We start from the raw sequence: 17,263 nt of genomic DNA, 5'->3' as shown, positions 1-17,263 counted from the left end.
TTACTTAATTTAAATGCATATAAAAAACTGTTATACGAATCCATCAAAAATTTCAAAATGATGGTTTTTCAAATAATATTTTTGATTTCATTTCTTTCGGGAAAAATATTTCTCAACCAACAAGTGTGATTCTTTCAACTTGCGGATGTTATTTTGATAGTTTTTCTGCAAGAATAAGTAAAACAATAAATCAACTGTATATAACTGACTAATTAACGACGTCGTGGCGGCTGATCTGATTTTATCCCTAGGAACGGTATTACTAGTTAAGACTGTCAAAGTGGCTAATTTGGCTAAACTACTTTTAGGATTGGATGTTATACCTACCACGGTAATTTTAGCCTCAACTGCGGCTTTTGCTAGCGTGACAGTTTCGTTGGTCTCACCTGAATCAGAGATTAAAAATAAGAGTTGAGAATTTTGTTGCGTTAGGACATTGGACAGCAATAGATGAGTATCTTGGGTATGGACCACACTTTTACCAATTCGAGAAAATTTCTGCGTAAAATCTTCGGCTACTAGATTTGAAGCTCCTAGTCCGTATACTGAAATAGCGCTAGATTCAGCTAGTAAATTGACGACTTTTTTCAAAATTGTTTGATTTAATCCTTGGTTGGTCATCTCTAACGTGTGTTGAATTCTGACTGCCAATTTACGTTCCAAATCATTTATTCCATCGGTTGGCGAGATTTCATCATATAATCCAGTCACATTATCACTAGTCGCCCTGGCCAACTCCACTTTCAAATCTGCGAAACCATTTAACCCGAGACTTTTCGAAAATCGAACAATTGTTGCTTGGCTGACACCACTTCTATGTGACAGTTGGGCAACGCTCAAACTGGGAATCTCTTGCACATTATCCAAGATGCACTGACCGAGTGCTTTCTCAGCTTTACTTGCGTGTTCAATTGCTGTTCTAATTGTCAGTAAAACCGTATTTGCCATATCCTAACCTCACTTAATTGCTTGACGAACAAAACCACCTGCTTGACGTAATTTTTCTTGTGCGGCTGCTTTATCTGTTTCAGTGGCAATCATCACGATTGCATCTTTAACTGAATAATCAGCTTTCTTTAAAGTTTCTAAAGCTTTTGCTTCATCAACGTCAGTAACTTCACTGATAATATTGATTGAACGCTGAACTAACTTCTTATTGGTTGGTTTGACATCAACCATCAAATTACCGTAAGTCTTGCCAATTCTCACCATTGCTGCTGTTGAAAGCATATTTAAAACCATTTTTTGAGCAGTTCCTGATTTCAATCGAGTTGAACCAGAAAGAATTTCCGGACCTGCAACAATTTCAATAGCTGTTTGCGCGTGCTGACTAATTTCTGAACCGTCATTACAAGATAATGCAACAGTTGTTGCTCCAATACTATTGGCATAATCCAAACCACCTATTACATAAGGTGTACGACCACTAGCTGCGATACCAACGACCACATCATTCTCATTCAAATTATGAGCTTTTAAATCATCGGCACCTTCTTGAACGCTATCTTCAGCACCTTCAACAGCTACAGTCATAGCTTTACTACCACCGGCAATCAGACCTTGGACCATTTCTGGTTCAGTTCCAAAAGTGGGTACACACTCAGCGGCATCGAGTACACCCAAACGTCCACTAGTACCCGCCCCGGTATAAAAGAGACGACCACCTTTCTTGAAGGAATCGGCAATTTTATTAGCAGCAATTGATATTTGAGGTAACTGCTTTTTGACAGCTAGAGCAACCTTTTGATCCTCGGAATTCATAACTGTGACGATTTCTTCTGCAGTCATTTCATCCAAATTCATAGTTTCTGGATTACGCCCTTCCGTCGATAATTTCTTAATGTCCATTTACACATCCCTCATTCCTATCAATTAACTCAATTGCCTGATTAGCTTGACAATACTGTAATAATTTCAAATCTGTAGCTAAAACTTGCCCGATAACATTAACCGTCGCATCAGCCGGCAAATCCGTTTTAACTAGCTGCAGCTCCCCTTGATAACGACCAGAAAGACAATTGTCTAAGGTAATTGCACCAATTTTTCTAGCAAAATTATTTTTTGGAGAAATCACGCTTTGGTTTAAACTCCTACCTTCGCGTAATCTGACCACATCCCTGGCTACATCCGCTCTTTGATGAAAAATATTTCTCAAATAATTAGGTACGGTTTCATCAAAATGAACATTAATTTGCAAAATATTATTTACGAAATAATTTCTAAATTGCTCAAATGTCGCCTGCTTTAGTGCCGGGTCCCCAACATAAATTCGATCAACTTTCAGTTGTTTAAAATCAAGTGCAGCAACTAAAGGATTCTCATAACGATGTTCCTCTAACGTTGGTAATCCCTTATAAACTGGAGCACGTAAATTAGCATCTCCAGGAATAAAAGCCATTACTTTAAAATGGTTATTTTGAAGCCATTGATTCTTTTGAACAAACCAATTCTTCTCCAATCCAGTATTTTCACGAGGATAATAATTATGCCAAGCTTCCAAATTATCAAAATCAGCTTGAGCTGCATTCAATTCATCGATATCATTTTGTTCAATCGTACTAGCATTTAAAGCAACTTTCATTCCGTGAGTTAATCGTGCGATTCTACTATTGTCGATTCCGTCATCGATTCGTAGCATCGTCACATGCATATTTTTGAAGACCTTCAAATCATGATCTAGATTCAAATTCAAACGTTTCAAAGCACTAGATGAAATATCCAGAGTCAATTCCAATCCGTGATTTGCACATAAACTACCTAGCTCACTTAAATTTTTCAACAAAACTTGAGGGTCATCTTCTGGTAAATTAATTGATGTAAAAACCCCTTTGAAACCAGCCTCGACAAAACGTTTAAACATTTCTAAATCTTTTTTCGTCAATGAATTGTGTAGATAAGCTGAAAATCCTAACATAATTTTCTCCTTTATTCTGGATAAATTTCGTTAATTCTATCTTCATCGACACCGAAGAACCACGTTACGATAAATCCTCCAGCATAGGCGACTAAGAGTGCCAACAAGTAGATCCACTGTTGTCCTGGTTGCATGATCAACAGACCGAACAATCCAGAAACACCTTGAGAAACGGCACCTAGATGGAATAGTGAAGCGACGATACCACCAAATCCAGCACCGATACTTGCAGTGATAAATGCTCTACCTAGTGGCAAAGTAACAGCATACATCAAAGGTTCACCAACACCTAAGATAGCAACTGGAATAGAACTCATAACCATCTTTCTAAATCTCTTGTTCTTTGATTTGAAGTAAAGTGCAAAACCAGCACCAACTTGGCCACCACCGGCCATCATCAAAATAGGTAGTAAGTAGTTAATACCTTTTGTTGGACCTGTAGGATCATTCAAAAGCACGTGAATTGGTGTTAAAGCTTGGTGTAAACCAACAGAAACTAAAGCTAAGAAAGTTGATGATAGTAAGAATCCACCAAAGACACTGAGTTTTGTATAAATGAAATCCATAACTGTATAGATTGCAGTTGTCAACCAAGCACCGACTGGTTGTAGGAAAACAACAGCTAATAGTGAACCGATAATAACTGTCAAAAGTGGTGTGAAGAAGGTATCCAACACACTAGGCATGATCTTACGCAAATTCTTTTCCAAGAAAGCAAAGAAAATACCCATTAATAAAGCTGTGATCAAACCACCAACACCAACTGTATAAGGTGCATTAGTGAATGGCATTGAAATGGCTTGAGAACTGAGTGGTGAACCAGTAATTGTAACTCCTAAACAAAGCGTACCACCGATACCACCAAGAATGGCGCTACCTTTAAATTCACGAGCCGCATTCATTCCAACGAAAATTGGTAAGAAAGTAAACAATCCCCAACCAATTGTCTTGATAGTCATATACCACCAATCAGTTACAAAAGCTGATCCAGTTTGATAATCAATAACATTAGCTAGACCATTGATTAATCCAGCAGCAATGATACCTGGTAACAATGGAATAAAGACATTAGCGATGTGTTGCAGACCACGTTGAAGCGGCTTGTCATGTTTAGCCTTATTTTCTTTTTTATTTTCCTTAGCAATATCTTTTACATTGTCGTCATCTTCATCATCTGAGTCACTCCCCAAAGCAACTCCAGTCAAATCAGCGAAGGGTTCAGCAATTTTATTAACCTTACCTGGTCCTAAAACAACTTGAAGTGTATCAGCTTGAACAACCGCTAAAACACCGTCAATTTGTTTCAAAGCATCAACATTAACTTTGTCATTGTCTTTAATGCCTAATCTCAATCTCGTCATACATGCAACGTTAGCAGTGACATTTTCTTTGCCACCGACGTTTTTCAAAATTTCTTTTGCTGTACTTTTTGCGTCCATGCTAGTTACCCCCTATTTAAATTCTTGCATCAACCAGTTGTATGATTTCGGAGTAGCTTTCGTCCAAAATGTCCAATTGTGATTATCTCCAGTATCCTTAACGTACTTAACTGAGAATTTATCTTTCTTCAAAGTCTTCACAAATCTATTAACGTTCTTAATAGGAACAGTTGTATCGTCCGAAGTTGTTTCAACATAGAATTTAACCGGTTTGGTCTTCTTGTTGATATATTTAGTTGGGAACAAACTGTTATAAACCTTATCAGACCAATTAGTCTTACCGTTTGTGAAAGCATGCATATTCATTCTGATAGGATTATCTTTTGGTAAGCTGTACCAAACAGATGGTGAAATTAATAAAGCCTTTGAAAAGTACTTAGAATATTTCAATGAAAGTCTTGCAGCGGCGTAACCACCCATTGAGATACCACCAACAGCGTGATCCGCTCTGGATGATGAAATTTTATAAGTGGAATTGATTTTTGGTACTAAATCTTTCATGATGGCACTTTCCATTTGCATGCCACCCTTTTGGTTAACATAAAAACTGTTAAAACCATCAATGAAAACGACAATTGCCTTTTGACCATTACGCTTCATTGCCCCGTCGAGCATTTGTTGAGAATTGAATCTCTCAAGTAAATTTCTATGATTTCCATATAATCCGTGCATCATATAAAGAACTGGATATTTTTTCTTTCCGTTAGGATTGTATCCACCCGGAACATAAACATCGTAATTCCAATCAAGATGCAATTTCTTGGAATACATTGTTGTAGTTGCCACTGTACTAGTTGGAGAAACTTTGGTTGCAGCTTCAACTGTATTTCCAGTAAACGTAGCTATGCCGAGCATTGTAATTACGCTAGCAGCAATAACTAAAAATCTTTTGACACATGATTTCATAATAATTACCCCCAAATATATTTTTGTCACCGCTTACAACTAGATAATACAACAATCGAATTTAATTTCAATATCCTTATTAATAATTAAAAAATTATAAAACATAATTTCATAATTTATGATTTCTTTTTACAAAAAAAGCCAAATTTATTATGAATTTACAATAAGTATGATTTTTGTAAGCGCAATCTTTATAATTGACTTATAAATAAAAAATCTCAATAATTAAAAGTGTGATTAATAAATGGAGGCTTTGTAATGAAACAACGTTATATAGGTGAAACCAGCTGGAAAACTTCAGCTGTAGCTTTAGGTATCATGAGAATGGACAAATTAAATCCTGCCCAAGCTGCTAAAGCTATCGACACGGCTTATGACAGTGGTATTAATTTTATTGACTCCGCTGATATTTACGGTGGTGGAAAATCTGAGGAAATCTTCGGCCAAGCTTTAAAACAAAGCAATGTCAAAAGAAGCGATTTGTTCATTCAATCTAAAGGTGGCATCGTTTCCGGAAAGAGATATGACTTTTCAAAACAACATTTGATCGATGCAGTTGACGGCTCTTTGAAGAGAATGGGAATCGATTATCTTGATTCATTCCTACTTCACAGACCTGATCCATTGATGGAGCCGGAAGAAGTTGCTGAAGCTTTTGATGAATTGCAAGCTGCTGGTAAAGTTCGTCACTTTGGTGTTTCTAACTTCAATCCTCAACAATACTTATTAGTTCAAGAAGCTGTTAGCCAAAGATTGATGATCAACCAATTGCAATTCAGTATTATGCACTCTGGAATGATTGATTTCGGCCTACACACTAACATGACTGACACACGTTCAATCAACCACGACGGAGGTCTTTTAGAATTCTCCAGAAGAATGGGCGTAACCATCCAAGCTTGGTCACCATTCCAATCTGGTATGTTTGCTGGAACATTTATCAACAACGACAAATTCCCAGAATTGAACAAGAAACTCCAAGAATTAGCTGACAAATACAATGTAAGTAAGAATGCTATTGCAACAGCCTGGATTCTCAGACATCCTGCTGATATTCAAGTTATCATCGGCACAATGAATCCTGAACACATTGCTGATAGTGCTCAAGATAGCGACGTCGATCTTACTAAACAAGAGTGGTACGACATTTACTTCGCTGCAGGCAATGATTTGCCATAAAATTTAACGTCAAAAAGCCCAAACCAAATTTTGGTTTGAGCTTTTTTAGTCTCTACTTACCAATGTTATAATTTTCATCAGACAAACAAAGGATTCGAGGATTATCATGCCATCAGAAAAAAACACTGCCACTGAAGTAATCGAAGCAATGAAATGGCAGATTGTACATACACAAAAACAAATCAGATCACTGAATCGAGCTATTACTCAAATCGGTGACGTAGAAGTTCTAAAAACTAGAGGTACTCTGTTGAAAACTTATGCTAAAGACGTTGACCTTCAAAAAGGCTATGTCATCCTTCCCGATTATCAAAAAAATGACCAACAGTTGACTATTTATTTAGATGTCACGCAATCGGTCATGGATAACGCTGAAAAATATTTCCATCAATATCGCAGAGATAAACGTGGTCTGGAGACGATTCAACATAATCTCGACCAGGCTAACGAAAATCTAAAAAAGCAAGAACAACGTCAAAAAGACTTTGATCCTGAAAATGATGAATTAGTACAACTAGTTAAACAACAACTCATCGACGAAGGTGCTCTGAAGACTAAGGTTCTTCACTCTTCTAAAGCTCCCGAGCCAGCTCATCCACGACGTTTCTATACAACTGACAAAGTTTTAGTTGAGGTCGGTAAAAATAGTGACCAAAATGATCACTTGACCTTAACCGCCAACAAAACTTATTACTGGATGCACGTTAGTAAGTTAGCTGGTTCACACGTTGTAATTCACAGTGCTGATCCTTCCGAATTGACTCTTCTACAAGCAGCCAATTTAGCAGCTTATTACAGCAAAGGTCGTGGGCTCAAACAAGTTCCTGTTGATGTTTTAAAAGTGGGCCAACTTTTCAAGCCTAAAGGAGCTAAGTCGGGACTAGTTGAATTTACTGGTCACGCAAAAACTTTGACCGTTACACCAGATGGTAATCTAGCTAAAAAACTTTCTGAAAAAGACTGAGAAATCAGTTTTTTTTATTTGAGTAAATAAACCTTACTTTCATAAGCTCTTAAACGAGTGTGCTTATCATCTGCATAGTTACTAATCAATAATGCGCCGCTATCTTGACCGTAGTCACGAATGACATCTTGATTCGTGAAATTATTGATTACAAGTAAAGTCTCATCGTTATAACGGCGACGATAAGTAAATACCTCTTCATCATCCATATCAAGCACTTCATAATCGCCATAGACGACTAAATCACAGTTGTGACGTAATTCGATCAATTTTTGATAATAGTAAAAAATTGAGTCAGGATTAGATAAATCATTTTCGACGTTAATTTCTTGATAATTATCGTTGATAGTAAACCAAGGTGTACCATTGGTAAAACCACTGTTAACAGAACTGTTCCACTGCATTGGCGTTCTAGCATTGTCGCGTGATCGGAATGCCAAATATTTCAACATTGTCTCTTTATCCACGATTTTTTCAATATCGACATATTCTTGATAGGCATTCAATGATTGGACGTCCTCGTATTGCGATAACTTGGTAAAGTGGGCGTTGGTCATGCCAATTTCTTCACCTTCATAAATATAAGGTGTACCTTGCAGCATGTGGAGTGTGGTTGCTAGCATCTTGGCTGCTTTCACACGATATTTAGGATTATCAGTTGCAAAACGAGAAACTGCGCGAGCTTGGTCGTGATTACTCCAGTACAGACTATTCCAGCCTTTACCATTGAGCATTACTTCCCACTTGCTGAGAACTTTTTTCAAATCGACTAAGTTGATTGGTTCATCATTCCAATGCCCTAAACGTTTATCCTCATTTGGTGAGATATTGACATGCGTGAATTGGAAGACCATATTAAGCTTATTTGCTTTCAACCCAGCATAGTCGATTGCATTCTTAGGTGATGAACCGGGCATCTCTCCGACCGTCATAACGTCATACTTTGACAAAACTTTAATATGCATTTCATCAAGAAACTCTGCTAATCGAGGTCCATTGGCAACTGCACCGGTACCTCCAAATTTTGCTCCTGGCTTCACTGGGCCATCTGGTAACCCTGCTGGCTTAGAAATCAGATTGATGACATCCATTCTAAAACCATCGATTCCCTTATCTAGCCAAAAGCGCATCAAATTCCAAACTTCCTCTCGAACTTTAGGATTCTCCCAATTCAAATCAGGCTGTTCTTTGGCATACAAATGCAAATAATATTGAGCTGTTCTTTCATCAAATTCCCAAGCGGAACCATCGAAACGTGACCCCCAATTGTTAGGAGCGTGCCCGTCGACTGGATCACGCCAAATATAGTAATCGCGATATGGATTATCCTTTGATTTACGGCTCTCTTGAAACCATTTATGTGAATCAGACGTGTGATTGACCACTAGATCCATCATAATTTTTAAATTCAGAGCATGTGCTTTTTCCAACATCTTATCAAAATCAGCCATCGTTCCATATTCAGGCTGAATAGCTAAATAATCGCTAATATCATAGCCATTATCGTGATTCGGTGACTTGTAAATTGGATTTAACCAAATCACATCCGCACCTAATTTTTTAACGTACTCCAAGCGACTCGTAATTCCATTCAAATCACCAATTCCATCATTATTGCTATCCTGAAAACTCATCGGATAAATTTGATAAACTACCGATTTCTTCCACCATTCATTGTCATTGGCCATAATTTTCCCTCAACATTCAGTCAATTTAAGTTACGCCAAAATTCTACTAAAAAACCCTGATTTTTAGCAATAAAATCAGGGTCTTAGAAAAAAAGAAATTTATGGTCAATGAAGCCAGTATTCACGCGATTCTGACAGTTTTAGCTTCAAAATATAAAAATAAAAATATCGGTTACTTCTTTCTTTTGCGATAAACCAAATACGAAGTAATTGGAACCGTCAAAATAACCCCAATCGTACAGATCAACGTTGTTAAAATTTCAGCAACTAGTAACTTATCATTTAAAATATCACCGAATTTGTAACCTAATGAATGGATCAAAAAGAACAATGGAAAAGTTGCAGAAAAGAAATTGAACAAGAGCGTATTAGTTTGAGTATTTAGAATTTTATTTCCAACTGAAAAACCATCACCAAAGATTTCTCTCGGGGTCAAAGTTGGCTTATTCAATACTATTTCATTCAACCCACTAGTGATTGCCACACTAGTTTCCGAAATAACGCCTAAACTATTGATCACGATAATGGCGATTGCTAACTGCGGAAAAGAAATCCCTGCTGCCAACGAAAAGGCTTCTAGTTCATCTTGATTTTCAGCTCCCATTCCTTGTGCCGAAGCCCAATATTCAAGAGGAATCGTCAATAACAAGATAACGACCATGATCAAAATCGACGTTGTAAAAGCAGTACTAGCAGTTTCACTATTTTCCACATTCATAAAAATAGCTACTACTAGGATAATAAGAGCAATCACGCCAGTCGTAATCAGGATATTGAAGCCGTCAGCAATTAAAATCAAAAGTGCAATTACAGAAATAACATTGATTCCCAATCCGAAAAGTAACGTTAACCCTCGGGTACCTGCTACTAATAGTAGTAACACTACGAATGTCGCAAATAAGTACAACATTATTTCACCTTCTTCGTGATAACTTTGCTAGCGATGAAGCTAGTTATTGGAACCGTTAAAACAATCCCAATGGCACTGATCAATAATTGACCAATTCCCAGACTCAAAGTCATATTCAGGGTATAACTGATTGAATTGCCATTACTCAAGTACAATAGAACGACATTCAAGTTTTGCGCTATAACGATGAATAACAAAATATTAATTAAAGGACCGATTAATTCTCGCCCAATATTGATTCCAGATTTAAAGAGTTTCTTTTCTGAAATGTCTGCTACTTCTTTCTTCATTTCAATCAACGAGGAGGAAATATCCATCGTTTCATCCAAAATAACTCCTAAAACGCCAAAGATAACTTGTGATAAAAAGACACTCAAATATGGTTGCAATTCAAAATCATTTAACTCCAAATGCATCCCACTGTAACCAGTCATTCCTAAAACAAAAGTACTCAACAACAACGCGGCCGTTGTTGCTAAAACAGTACTCGAGTAAGCCATCACTGCCGAATAAGTTGGTCCTAGAATGACTAATAATGCCGTTGCAGAAATCAGTAACGCTGTTATAACGGTGGATGGCAATAATGCACTATTGTGTGTCCCGATGATCAATTGTAAGTAACAAAAATAAATTACAAGATTGATCAAGACACTGACAAATAATTTTCTGCGATCAAATTTCATACAATACAGCAAGAAGATGACGATACCTAGCGTGAATACTACTGAGGTATCACGCTTAATATTTTTTGCCGTGTAATGTTTCCCGGACTTTGACAAGATTACTTGCTGTCCTGCTCGATATTTGTCGTCAGTCAATTGTGAACGATAATACGTATTTTTAAACGAGACGCTTTGGCCTCTTTTTTCAGTATTCAATAACTTTCCGGTAACTTTTTGGGTCACCTGCGTATCGGTATTTTTATACTCATCCGTCGAAGTTTGCTTATTGGTGACTTGTGTCTGTTCCACTTTGATGATTGGATCATGATACAAGAAACTGTCAAAATGAGTAAACGTCGTGGCTAATAGTACCAACAAGCCCACGATTATTAGCAAGCGAATATTTTTTTTCATGAGAATTTCTCCTAGCTTGGCTTATTCTTACATTATATGTTTTTTCAGAAAATTTTTAATAACTAAGGTATTATTAATTTGCAGTTGACAAGTTTTAAATTATGAAATATATTTGAAACATCAAATTCGTTAGGAGATTTCAATTATGAAACATACATATATACTTCTCATCGCGAATATTCGTTGGCAAAGCCGATAACTCAGATTGATCCGATATGGATTCAGTCTGAAAGGATTGTATCCATGTCGGCTTATTAAACTAGGAAAATTTTAGAGCCCACATGGAATTTTTATCAAAAGACCATGTGGGTATTTTATTTTTAGACAATCCCACAAACTCTGGGGTTGTCTTTTTTATTTGGGGGAATATAACGATGAAACATACTAAGAGACTATACGCGACACTTGTATTATTATTTGGATTTTTAGTTTTCGCATTCTTTTACACCAACCACGCCGATGCCAAAAAGGAAAATGCCATTCCTAAAGTCGGAGTCCTGCAATTAATGTCACATCCAGCACTTGACCAGATCAATCAGGGAATCGACGACACCTTAAAAAAACACGGTTATATTGATGGCAAGAACATAAAAATTGAATTTCAAAATGCTCAAAATGATCAGAGTAATCTTCGTACTATCAGTAAGCAATTCGTCCAGGATAACGTTGACGTAGCGGTCGGAATTGCGACTCCATCAGTCCAATCATTGAAAAATGCGACTAACAAAATCCCTATCGTCATGGGTGCTGTGACCGATCCAGAAGGTTCCGGCATCATCTCTAACAACAAAAAGCCTGGAGGAAATATCACAGGTGTCTCCGATCAAGCACCACTAAAAGCTCAATTGAACTTGATGAAACAAGTCATCCCCAATTTGAAGACAATCGGTATCATTTATACTTCCAGCGATGCTTCAGCCACTAGTCAAATGAAGAAAATGAAAAAACTGGCTCAGCAAGATGGAATTCACGTACAAGTATCCAGTATTAATTCAGTCAACGATATTCAACAAGTAGCTAGCTCACTGATTGAAAAGTCGCAGACCATTTATGTTCCCACCGACAATACCGTTGCGAGTGGTATGAAATTGTTAACTTCAATTGCCGCTAAACAAAACAAAGCTGTCTTCCCAGCCGCTACAACGATGGTCAAAGATGGTGGTTTAGCCACAGTTGGTTTGAGTCAATATGAACTTGGCGAAAAAACCGGTGAACACGTCGTCAGAATCCTTCAAGGTAAAGAAAAAACAGCTACAACCCCTGTTACCTTCATGGAAAAAGGTCATCTGATGTTAAACGAAAAGATGGCGAAAAAACTCAAAATTCAATTCTCCGATTCACTTATCAAAGAAGCTCAAAAGAAAGGACAGATTATAAAATGAATTTAATCGTTTCTACTATTAGTCAAGGTTTCATCTGGTCAATAATGGCCATCGGTCTTTTCATAACTTTTCGAATCCTCGATTTCCCCGATATGACCGTTGAAGGGAGCTTCCCACTTGGTGCCGTTACGGCTGTCAGTCTAATTCAGGCCGGACACTCAACTTTATTTTCACTGTTGATTGCCTTCGTTTTCGGTTGCCTAGCAGGTTTTGCTACCGCCTTTTTATACGCTAAGTTAAACGTACCAATTCTGCTAGCCGGAATCTTGACGATGACTGCTATGTATTCGATCAACTTGCGTATCCTCGGAAAAGCCAACATGTCCTTAACCAAACCGAACAACATTTTCAATCAATTTGGTCTGGACAAATTGCCAACCAATTTCAACGGTATCGTTCTAGGTGTCGTTATCATAACGATCATTATTTTCCTATTGATCATCTTCCTCAACACTGAAAAGGGCCAGGCTGTCATCGCAACCGGTGACAACGAAACCATGGCCGCATCCCTTGGTATCAACACGACTGTTATGAAATTTATTGGTTTGATGGTTTCTAACGGAATCGTTGCCCTAACTGGTGGTTTGATTGCTCAACAAAATGGTTTTGCAGACGTCAACATGGGTATCGGAGTCATCGTTATCGGACTTTCTGCCATCATCATTGGTGAAGTTATTTATCCTGATGTTCCTTTGAGTGTGCGCTTAATCACCATCGTCATCGGCAGTATCGTTTACCGGCTAATTCTGATGATTGTCCTTCAATTAGGCTTCAACACAAACGACTTGAAACTGATTTCCGCCATCATCCTGGCACTCTGCTTGGCATTACCAACAATTCGCGAGCAGTTCTTAAAAACTATGAGAAACGGGGTTAAAACAAAATGACACCATTACTAGAAATTAAACATGCCGTCAAAACAATTTACAATGACGACGACAATCTCAATATTTTGAATAACATCAATTTGACCATCAACCCCAAAGATTTCGTGGTTGTTTTAGGAACCAACGGCGCTGGTAAATCAACTTTACTCGATGCTATTACTGGAACAAATGAGTTAACCTCGGGAAAAATTTTATTGAATGGCAAAGATATCACGGATGAAAATCTCGCCAAGAGAAGCCGCCACATCAGTCGTGTTTATCAAGACCCTAAATCCGGCACCGCACCCAGAATGACTGTTGCCGAAAATCTTCTCTTAGCTAAACGTCGTGGACTTCCCAGAAGACTACACTTACGCCATTTAAAAGAAAACATGCCCGAATTTCAAAAGCTGATTGCCAATTTACCAACCCTAGACAATCGTTTGAACACTTTCACTGAAAAATTATCCGGTGGTCAACGCCAAACTTTGAGTTTTCTAATGGCAATTATTCAGAAACCTGAATTACTACTATTAGATGAGCACACCGCCGCTCTTGATCCACAGACAAGCAAAGACTTGATGGAACTAACTAACAAAGTAATCCTAGAAAAAGAATTAACTTGTATGATGATCACCCATGATTTGTCAGACGCCATGAAATATGGCAATCGCTTGTTAGTTTTGAAAAAAGGTCAAATTATTTTAGATCTTGATAAAGATGAAAAAGATAAATTGAAAGAAAAAGATCTCTTACAATATTTCTAAACAAAAAAGACACCCTTCAACAGGATGCCTTTTTATTTGGAGAACTATTTTACGTCAACAGCTTTTAGCCATTCGTTTGTAGCAACACGATACATTTTTTCACCTTGGATCAAAGCAACTTTATCAGTCATCCACTTTGTTCCAGCGGCAAGTCCACGGTTACTTACAATGTTACCCTTTGAATCAAATAACTTCTTGTAGTTACCAGCAGCAGTTTCAACTACAGCGTTACTTACAGTATATTCGTAAACGTCACTAGCCTTAACCCATTCGTTCGTAGCAACACGGTAGTATTTAACACCATCACGAACCATAGTCTTGTCAGCAGCCCAGTTTGAGTCACCGGCTAGACGTCTGCCAGCAATAGCTTTACCTTCGGCGTTGTATAGAGTTACGTATTGGCCTGGGTTTGTGGCTACTGTGCCTTTGAAGTCTTTTGTTATTACTTTGTTTGTTGGTGTTGTTTGGTTTGAACTGTGGTTTTGGTTGTTGTTTACTGTGTGGTTTGATGAACCGTTATTTGTATTAGCCTTCTTGATTGATACAGTAATGCTCTTACCATCTTTGTTAAAAGGAATATCTTTGTCATTTACAAGTTCATATCCAGTTGGAATATTCACTTCATTTGCTTTTACAGAAGTTGCATCCGCCGCAATAACCATATTTTTGGCAGGGAAAGTTGTTTTTTTGTTACCTTGAACTTCAAAATTAACTTTAATAACTTTTGTTTTTTCAACATCAACTTGAACTTTTCCATCTACAATTTTGATAGGTTCTTCAGCATTTTTTAAACGGTAGTTTTCAGGTAATTTAATTTGTAAATCATTAAGATTTTCCATTTTTGGAGTCAATTCAAAATCTTTACCTATCGAGCTAAAATCTTGGTCAATAGTGGTACTATTAGTTCCTTTAAAAGATAATGTAACTTCTTTATTTTGTAAGTTAACAGCAACAGTATTATTGTTTCCAGCAGTAACTTTATCTTCTACTATAAATTCCTTATATTTTGTTAAGTCATCCTTACCAAATTCATGAGTAGATGGCATTTTAATACTTTCAGTTCCAATAATTTCATTATTGTACATATAACTAACTCTAACAAATACAGTTGTCAACTGCACTGTCACTGTGTTATTTTCAACATCTATATTAATAGCATTATCAGCGTTTTCTAGGCGATAACTTTTTCCGTAATCAGGTAATTTTTTAGCAATTTCCGATTTAGACAGATTGTTCATATTTACATCAATCTTTTTTTTGTCATCGATTACTTGATAATTTTCATCAACAACTTTTAAGTCAAATTGTTTCATTTCTTCATCCAACGTGACTGTAATTTTATTATTTGATACACTGCTAACATCCTTAAGCACGTAATTATAGGGAATTTTAATAGAGTTACGATCTACTACATTCTCTCCCTTAACTTCTAGATCTTGTTTAGCTAAATTAGGTGCGCTTATGATTTTCCCATCTTTACTTCCAACGAATTCAACTTCTACAGTTTTTTTTGTTGGCGTTTCGTTAACATTTGCACCTTCATTGCTTGCCGCATAAGAAACAACGTTGTTTACATTCATCCCACCTAAAATACTTGAAAATAGTAATCCCGTTACAATAATAGATTTGCTTAATTTCATTTTTAATCCTCCAAAAAAATATTTTATTAATAAGACACAGCTAATGTATACAAATCGTAAAATTTTAGCAATAGAAAAATGTCAAAATTTTATTTCGTTAAGATTTTTATTAATATAACAGTATTTATACAATTTATATTTTATTCATTATTTTTCTATTTATATTAGTTTTTTGTTATGCAAGCGGATACTAATAATTATTTTCTAATTATTCTTTTCATATTTATTTGTGTGATGGGACATTAAATTATAAATCTATAAAATTTTGCAAAAAAAAACTGCGAATCTTTCGACTCACAGTTTTTATTGAATATAAATTACTTAATTTCAGAAACCTTTAACCATTCATGAGTTGCTACACGGTACATTTTTACTCCGTTAGTTGTCTTCATCAAATCTGTGGCCCATCTTGTGTTTGGTGACAATGAACGACTAGCTATCAATTCTCCATTATCGTCATATAGATGTGCAAGTCCACTATTCTTGGTTTCTACAACGCTACGATCTGCTTTAGTTGCATCCTTATTAGTATTTGTATCGGTATTGGCATCTTCTGAACCTTTTTCGTTTTCAACGATGATATCAGAAGCCTTCAACCATTCTGTTGTTGATACTTGATAGTATGTAACGCCATTTAAGACCATCTTGTTGTTTGTTTGCCATCTAGTTTGATTACTTAATGAACGGCTCAAAACTTTACCGTCTTTGTCATATAAGTGAGCCAATTCAACGTTTACTCTGACAACGCCTTTAATTGGCATAATGCCATCTGCAGCGTTCTTTGTAACTGTAACAAATTGTGTATTGCCTTCGTTTTGAAGTGTCAATGTATCATCAGAAACTGTATATCCTTCAGGCAATTGATCCTTGTCTAAGGTAACGCTATCTCCAGCTTTTTCTCCAAAGATTTGTGTTCTTCCCACTTCGGTATTATCAGATGTCTTAAAGATAATTGTATTTGAAACCTTTTTAGTTACAGGAATGTTGTATTGTTCATTCTCAGCAATTTTAATAGTTTTTTCAGCATCATTGTTCCAGCTGCATCCGGCAGGTAAATTAGTTAGTTCAACAACATTACCAATTCCACCATCAACGTTTTGTGATGAAACTAGATTATTATTTTGATCAACAAAATTTACGGTAACGGTCGTCAATGGTGTTACTGTTACTGTCTTATTAGAACCGTCAGCACCAAAAGTAGCTTCACTGCTGTCAGCAACTACATAACCATCTGGAGCGCTTGTGATCTTCTCACCCTTTGTTCCAGAAATCTGGTTATTAAAATCTTCAATCGTGTTGCCTTCAGTATCGATGTAACCAACTGTATTTGTTACTGTTTCTGCAGCTTGAGTAGTAGCAGGTGCAGCATTGACAACGGTTGCTGGTGTAACGACTGTACCTAAAACCATGCCTGAAACTAAAATCCCACTAAGCAATAATGATGTACTTTTTTTCAAAATAATCCCTCCGTTATTTGTCATACTTTTCTTATTGTATTATTCAATTAAAATTCTAATTAAAACAAACATACG

The 17,263-nt window shown here is 36.7% G+C and carries 15 protein-coding genes; 5 read left to right on the top strand and 10 right to left on the bottom strand.

Features of this window, described 5'->3' with window-relative positions; genetic code table 11:
* Window positions 1-87: 87 nt before the first annotated feature.
* Genes U8521_RS10125 through U8521_RS10105 form a run of 5 tightly spaced genes read right to left on the bottom strand, consistent with a single transcriptional unit; the run spans window position 88 to window position 5,259 of the window.
* The gene (locus tag U8521_RS10125) at window positions 88-948 is read right to left on the bottom strand and encodes a MurR/RpiR family transcriptional regulator (RefSeq protein WP_334352642.1); all 861 of its coding nucleotides are present in this window, start codon (window positions 946-948) and stop codon (window positions 88-90) included.
* Window positions 949-957: 9 nt separating this feature from the next.
* On the bottom strand, window positions 958-1,848 hold the full coding sequence (gene murQ / locus U8521_RS10120) for an N-acetylmuramic acid 6-phosphate etherase (RefSeq protein WP_334352641.1): 891 nt from the start codon (window positions 1,846-1,848) through the stop codon (window positions 958-960).
* A complete protein-coding gene (locus U8521_RS10115; protein ID WP_334352640.1) occupies window positions 1,838-2,914 on the bottom strand; it encodes a MupG family TIM beta-alpha barrel fold protein in 1,077 nt (358 codons plus the stop codon). Before U8521_RS10115 ends, murQ begins: the two co-directional genes overlap by 11 nt.
* 11 nt (window positions 2,915-2,925) lie before the next feature.
* Window positions 2,926-4,353, bottom strand: a complete 1,428-nt coding sequence (locus tag U8521_RS10110; RefSeq protein ID WP_334352639.1) for a PTS transporter subunit EIIC — start codon at window positions 4,351-4,353, stop codon at window positions 2,926-2,928.
* 12 nt (window positions 4,354-4,365) lie between these two features.
* The gene (locus tag U8521_RS10105) at window positions 4,366-5,259 is read right to left on the bottom strand and encodes an alpha/beta hydrolase (RefSeq protein ID WP_334352638.1); all 894 of its coding nucleotides are present in this window, start codon (window positions 5,257-5,259) and stop codon (window positions 4,366-4,368) included.
* A gap of 258 nt (window positions 5,260-5,517) precedes the next feature.
* Between U8521_RS10105 and U8521_RS10100 the strand changes: the two genes are divergently transcribed.
* Both U8521_RS10100 and U8521_RS10095 read left to right on the top strand, forming a co-directional pair.
* A complete protein-coding gene (locus U8521_RS10100) occupies window positions 5,518-6,438 on the top strand; it encodes an aldo/keto reductase (protein ID WP_334352637.1) in 921 nt (306 codons plus the stop codon).
* Between the two features lie 106 nt (window positions 6,439-6,544).
* Window positions 6,545-7,402 (top strand): NFACT RNA binding domain-containing protein, encoded by an 858-nt coding sequence (locus U8521_RS10095; protein WP_334352636.1) that lies wholly within the window; start codon window positions 6,545-6,547, stop codon window positions 7,400-7,402.
* Window positions 7,403-7,416: 14 nt separating this feature from the next.
* Here the strand turns inward: U8521_RS10095 and U8521_RS10090 are convergent, their stop codons facing one another.
* The 3 genes from U8521_RS10090 to U8521_RS10080 form a co-directional block, all read right to left on the bottom strand.
* The gene (locus U8521_RS10090) at window positions 7,417-9,090 is read right to left on the bottom strand and encodes a glycoside hydrolase family 13 protein (protein WP_334352635.1); all 1,674 of its coding nucleotides are present in this window, start codon (window positions 9,088-9,090) and stop codon (window positions 7,417-7,419) included.
* Window positions 9,091-9,262: 172 nt separating this feature from the next.
* On the bottom strand, window positions 9,263-10,000 hold the full coding sequence (locus tag U8521_RS10085; protein ID WP_334352634.1) for a YibE/F family protein: 738 nt from the start codon (window positions 9,998-10,000) through the stop codon (window positions 9,263-9,265).
* Window positions 10,000-11,076 carry a YibE/F family protein gene (locus U8521_RS10080; RefSeq protein WP_334352633.1) on the bottom strand — a complete coding sequence of 359 codons (1,077 nt, stop codon included), beginning with the start codon at window positions 11,074-11,076 and terminating at the stop codon, window positions 10,000-10,002. The genes U8521_RS10085 and U8521_RS10080 overlap by 1 nt, the downstream gene beginning before the upstream one ends.
* Window positions 11,077-11,450: 374 nt before the next feature.
* Between U8521_RS10080 and trpX the strand changes: the two genes are divergently transcribed.
* The 3 genes from trpX to U8521_RS10065 are packed head-to-tail and all read left to right on the top strand — an operon-like array spanning window position 11,451 to window position 14,091.
* The gene (trpX, locus tag U8521_RS10075; RefSeq protein ID WP_334352632.1) at window positions 11,451-12,458 is read left to right on the top strand and encodes a tryptophan ABC transporter substrate-binding protein; all 1,008 of its coding nucleotides are present in this window, start codon (window positions 11,451-11,453) and stop codon (window positions 12,456-12,458) included.
* On the top strand, window positions 12,455-13,345 hold the full coding sequence (locus U8521_RS10070; RefSeq protein WP_334352631.1) for an ABC transporter permease: 891 nt from the start codon (window positions 12,455-12,457) through the stop codon (window positions 13,343-13,345). Before trpX ends, U8521_RS10070 begins: the two co-directional genes overlap by 4 nt.
* A complete protein-coding gene (locus U8521_RS10065; protein WP_334333119.1) occupies window positions 13,342-14,091 on the top strand; it encodes an ABC transporter ATP-binding protein in 750 nt (249 codons plus the stop codon). The genes U8521_RS10070 and U8521_RS10065 overlap by 4 nt, the downstream gene beginning before the upstream one ends.
* Window positions 14,092-14,135: 44 nt before the next feature.
* Here the strand turns inward: U8521_RS10065 and U8521_RS10060 are convergent, their stop codons facing one another.
* Window positions 14,136-15,731 (bottom strand): SLAP domain-containing protein, encoded by a 1,596-nt coding sequence (locus U8521_RS10060; RefSeq protein ID WP_334352630.1) that lies wholly within the window; start codon window positions 15,729-15,731, stop codon window positions 14,136-14,138.
* A 317-nt stretch (window positions 15,732-16,048) separates the two neighbouring features.
* Window positions 16,049-17,188, bottom strand: a complete 1,140-nt coding sequence (locus tag U8521_RS10055; RefSeq protein ID WP_334333121.1) for an SLAP domain-containing protein — start codon at window positions 17,186-17,188, stop codon at window positions 16,049-16,051.
* Window positions 17,189-17,263: the final 75 nt, after the last annotated feature.

It is taken from the genome of Companilactobacillus miaonis (assembly GCF_036913615.1).
In the GTDB taxonomy this organism is placed as follows: domain Bacteria; phylum Bacillota; class Bacilli; order Lactobacillales; family Lactobacillaceae; genus Companilactobacillus.
The sequence above is the reverse complement of the archived record's forward strand: the minus strand, read 5'-3'. Positions and strand labels throughout refer to the sequence as shown.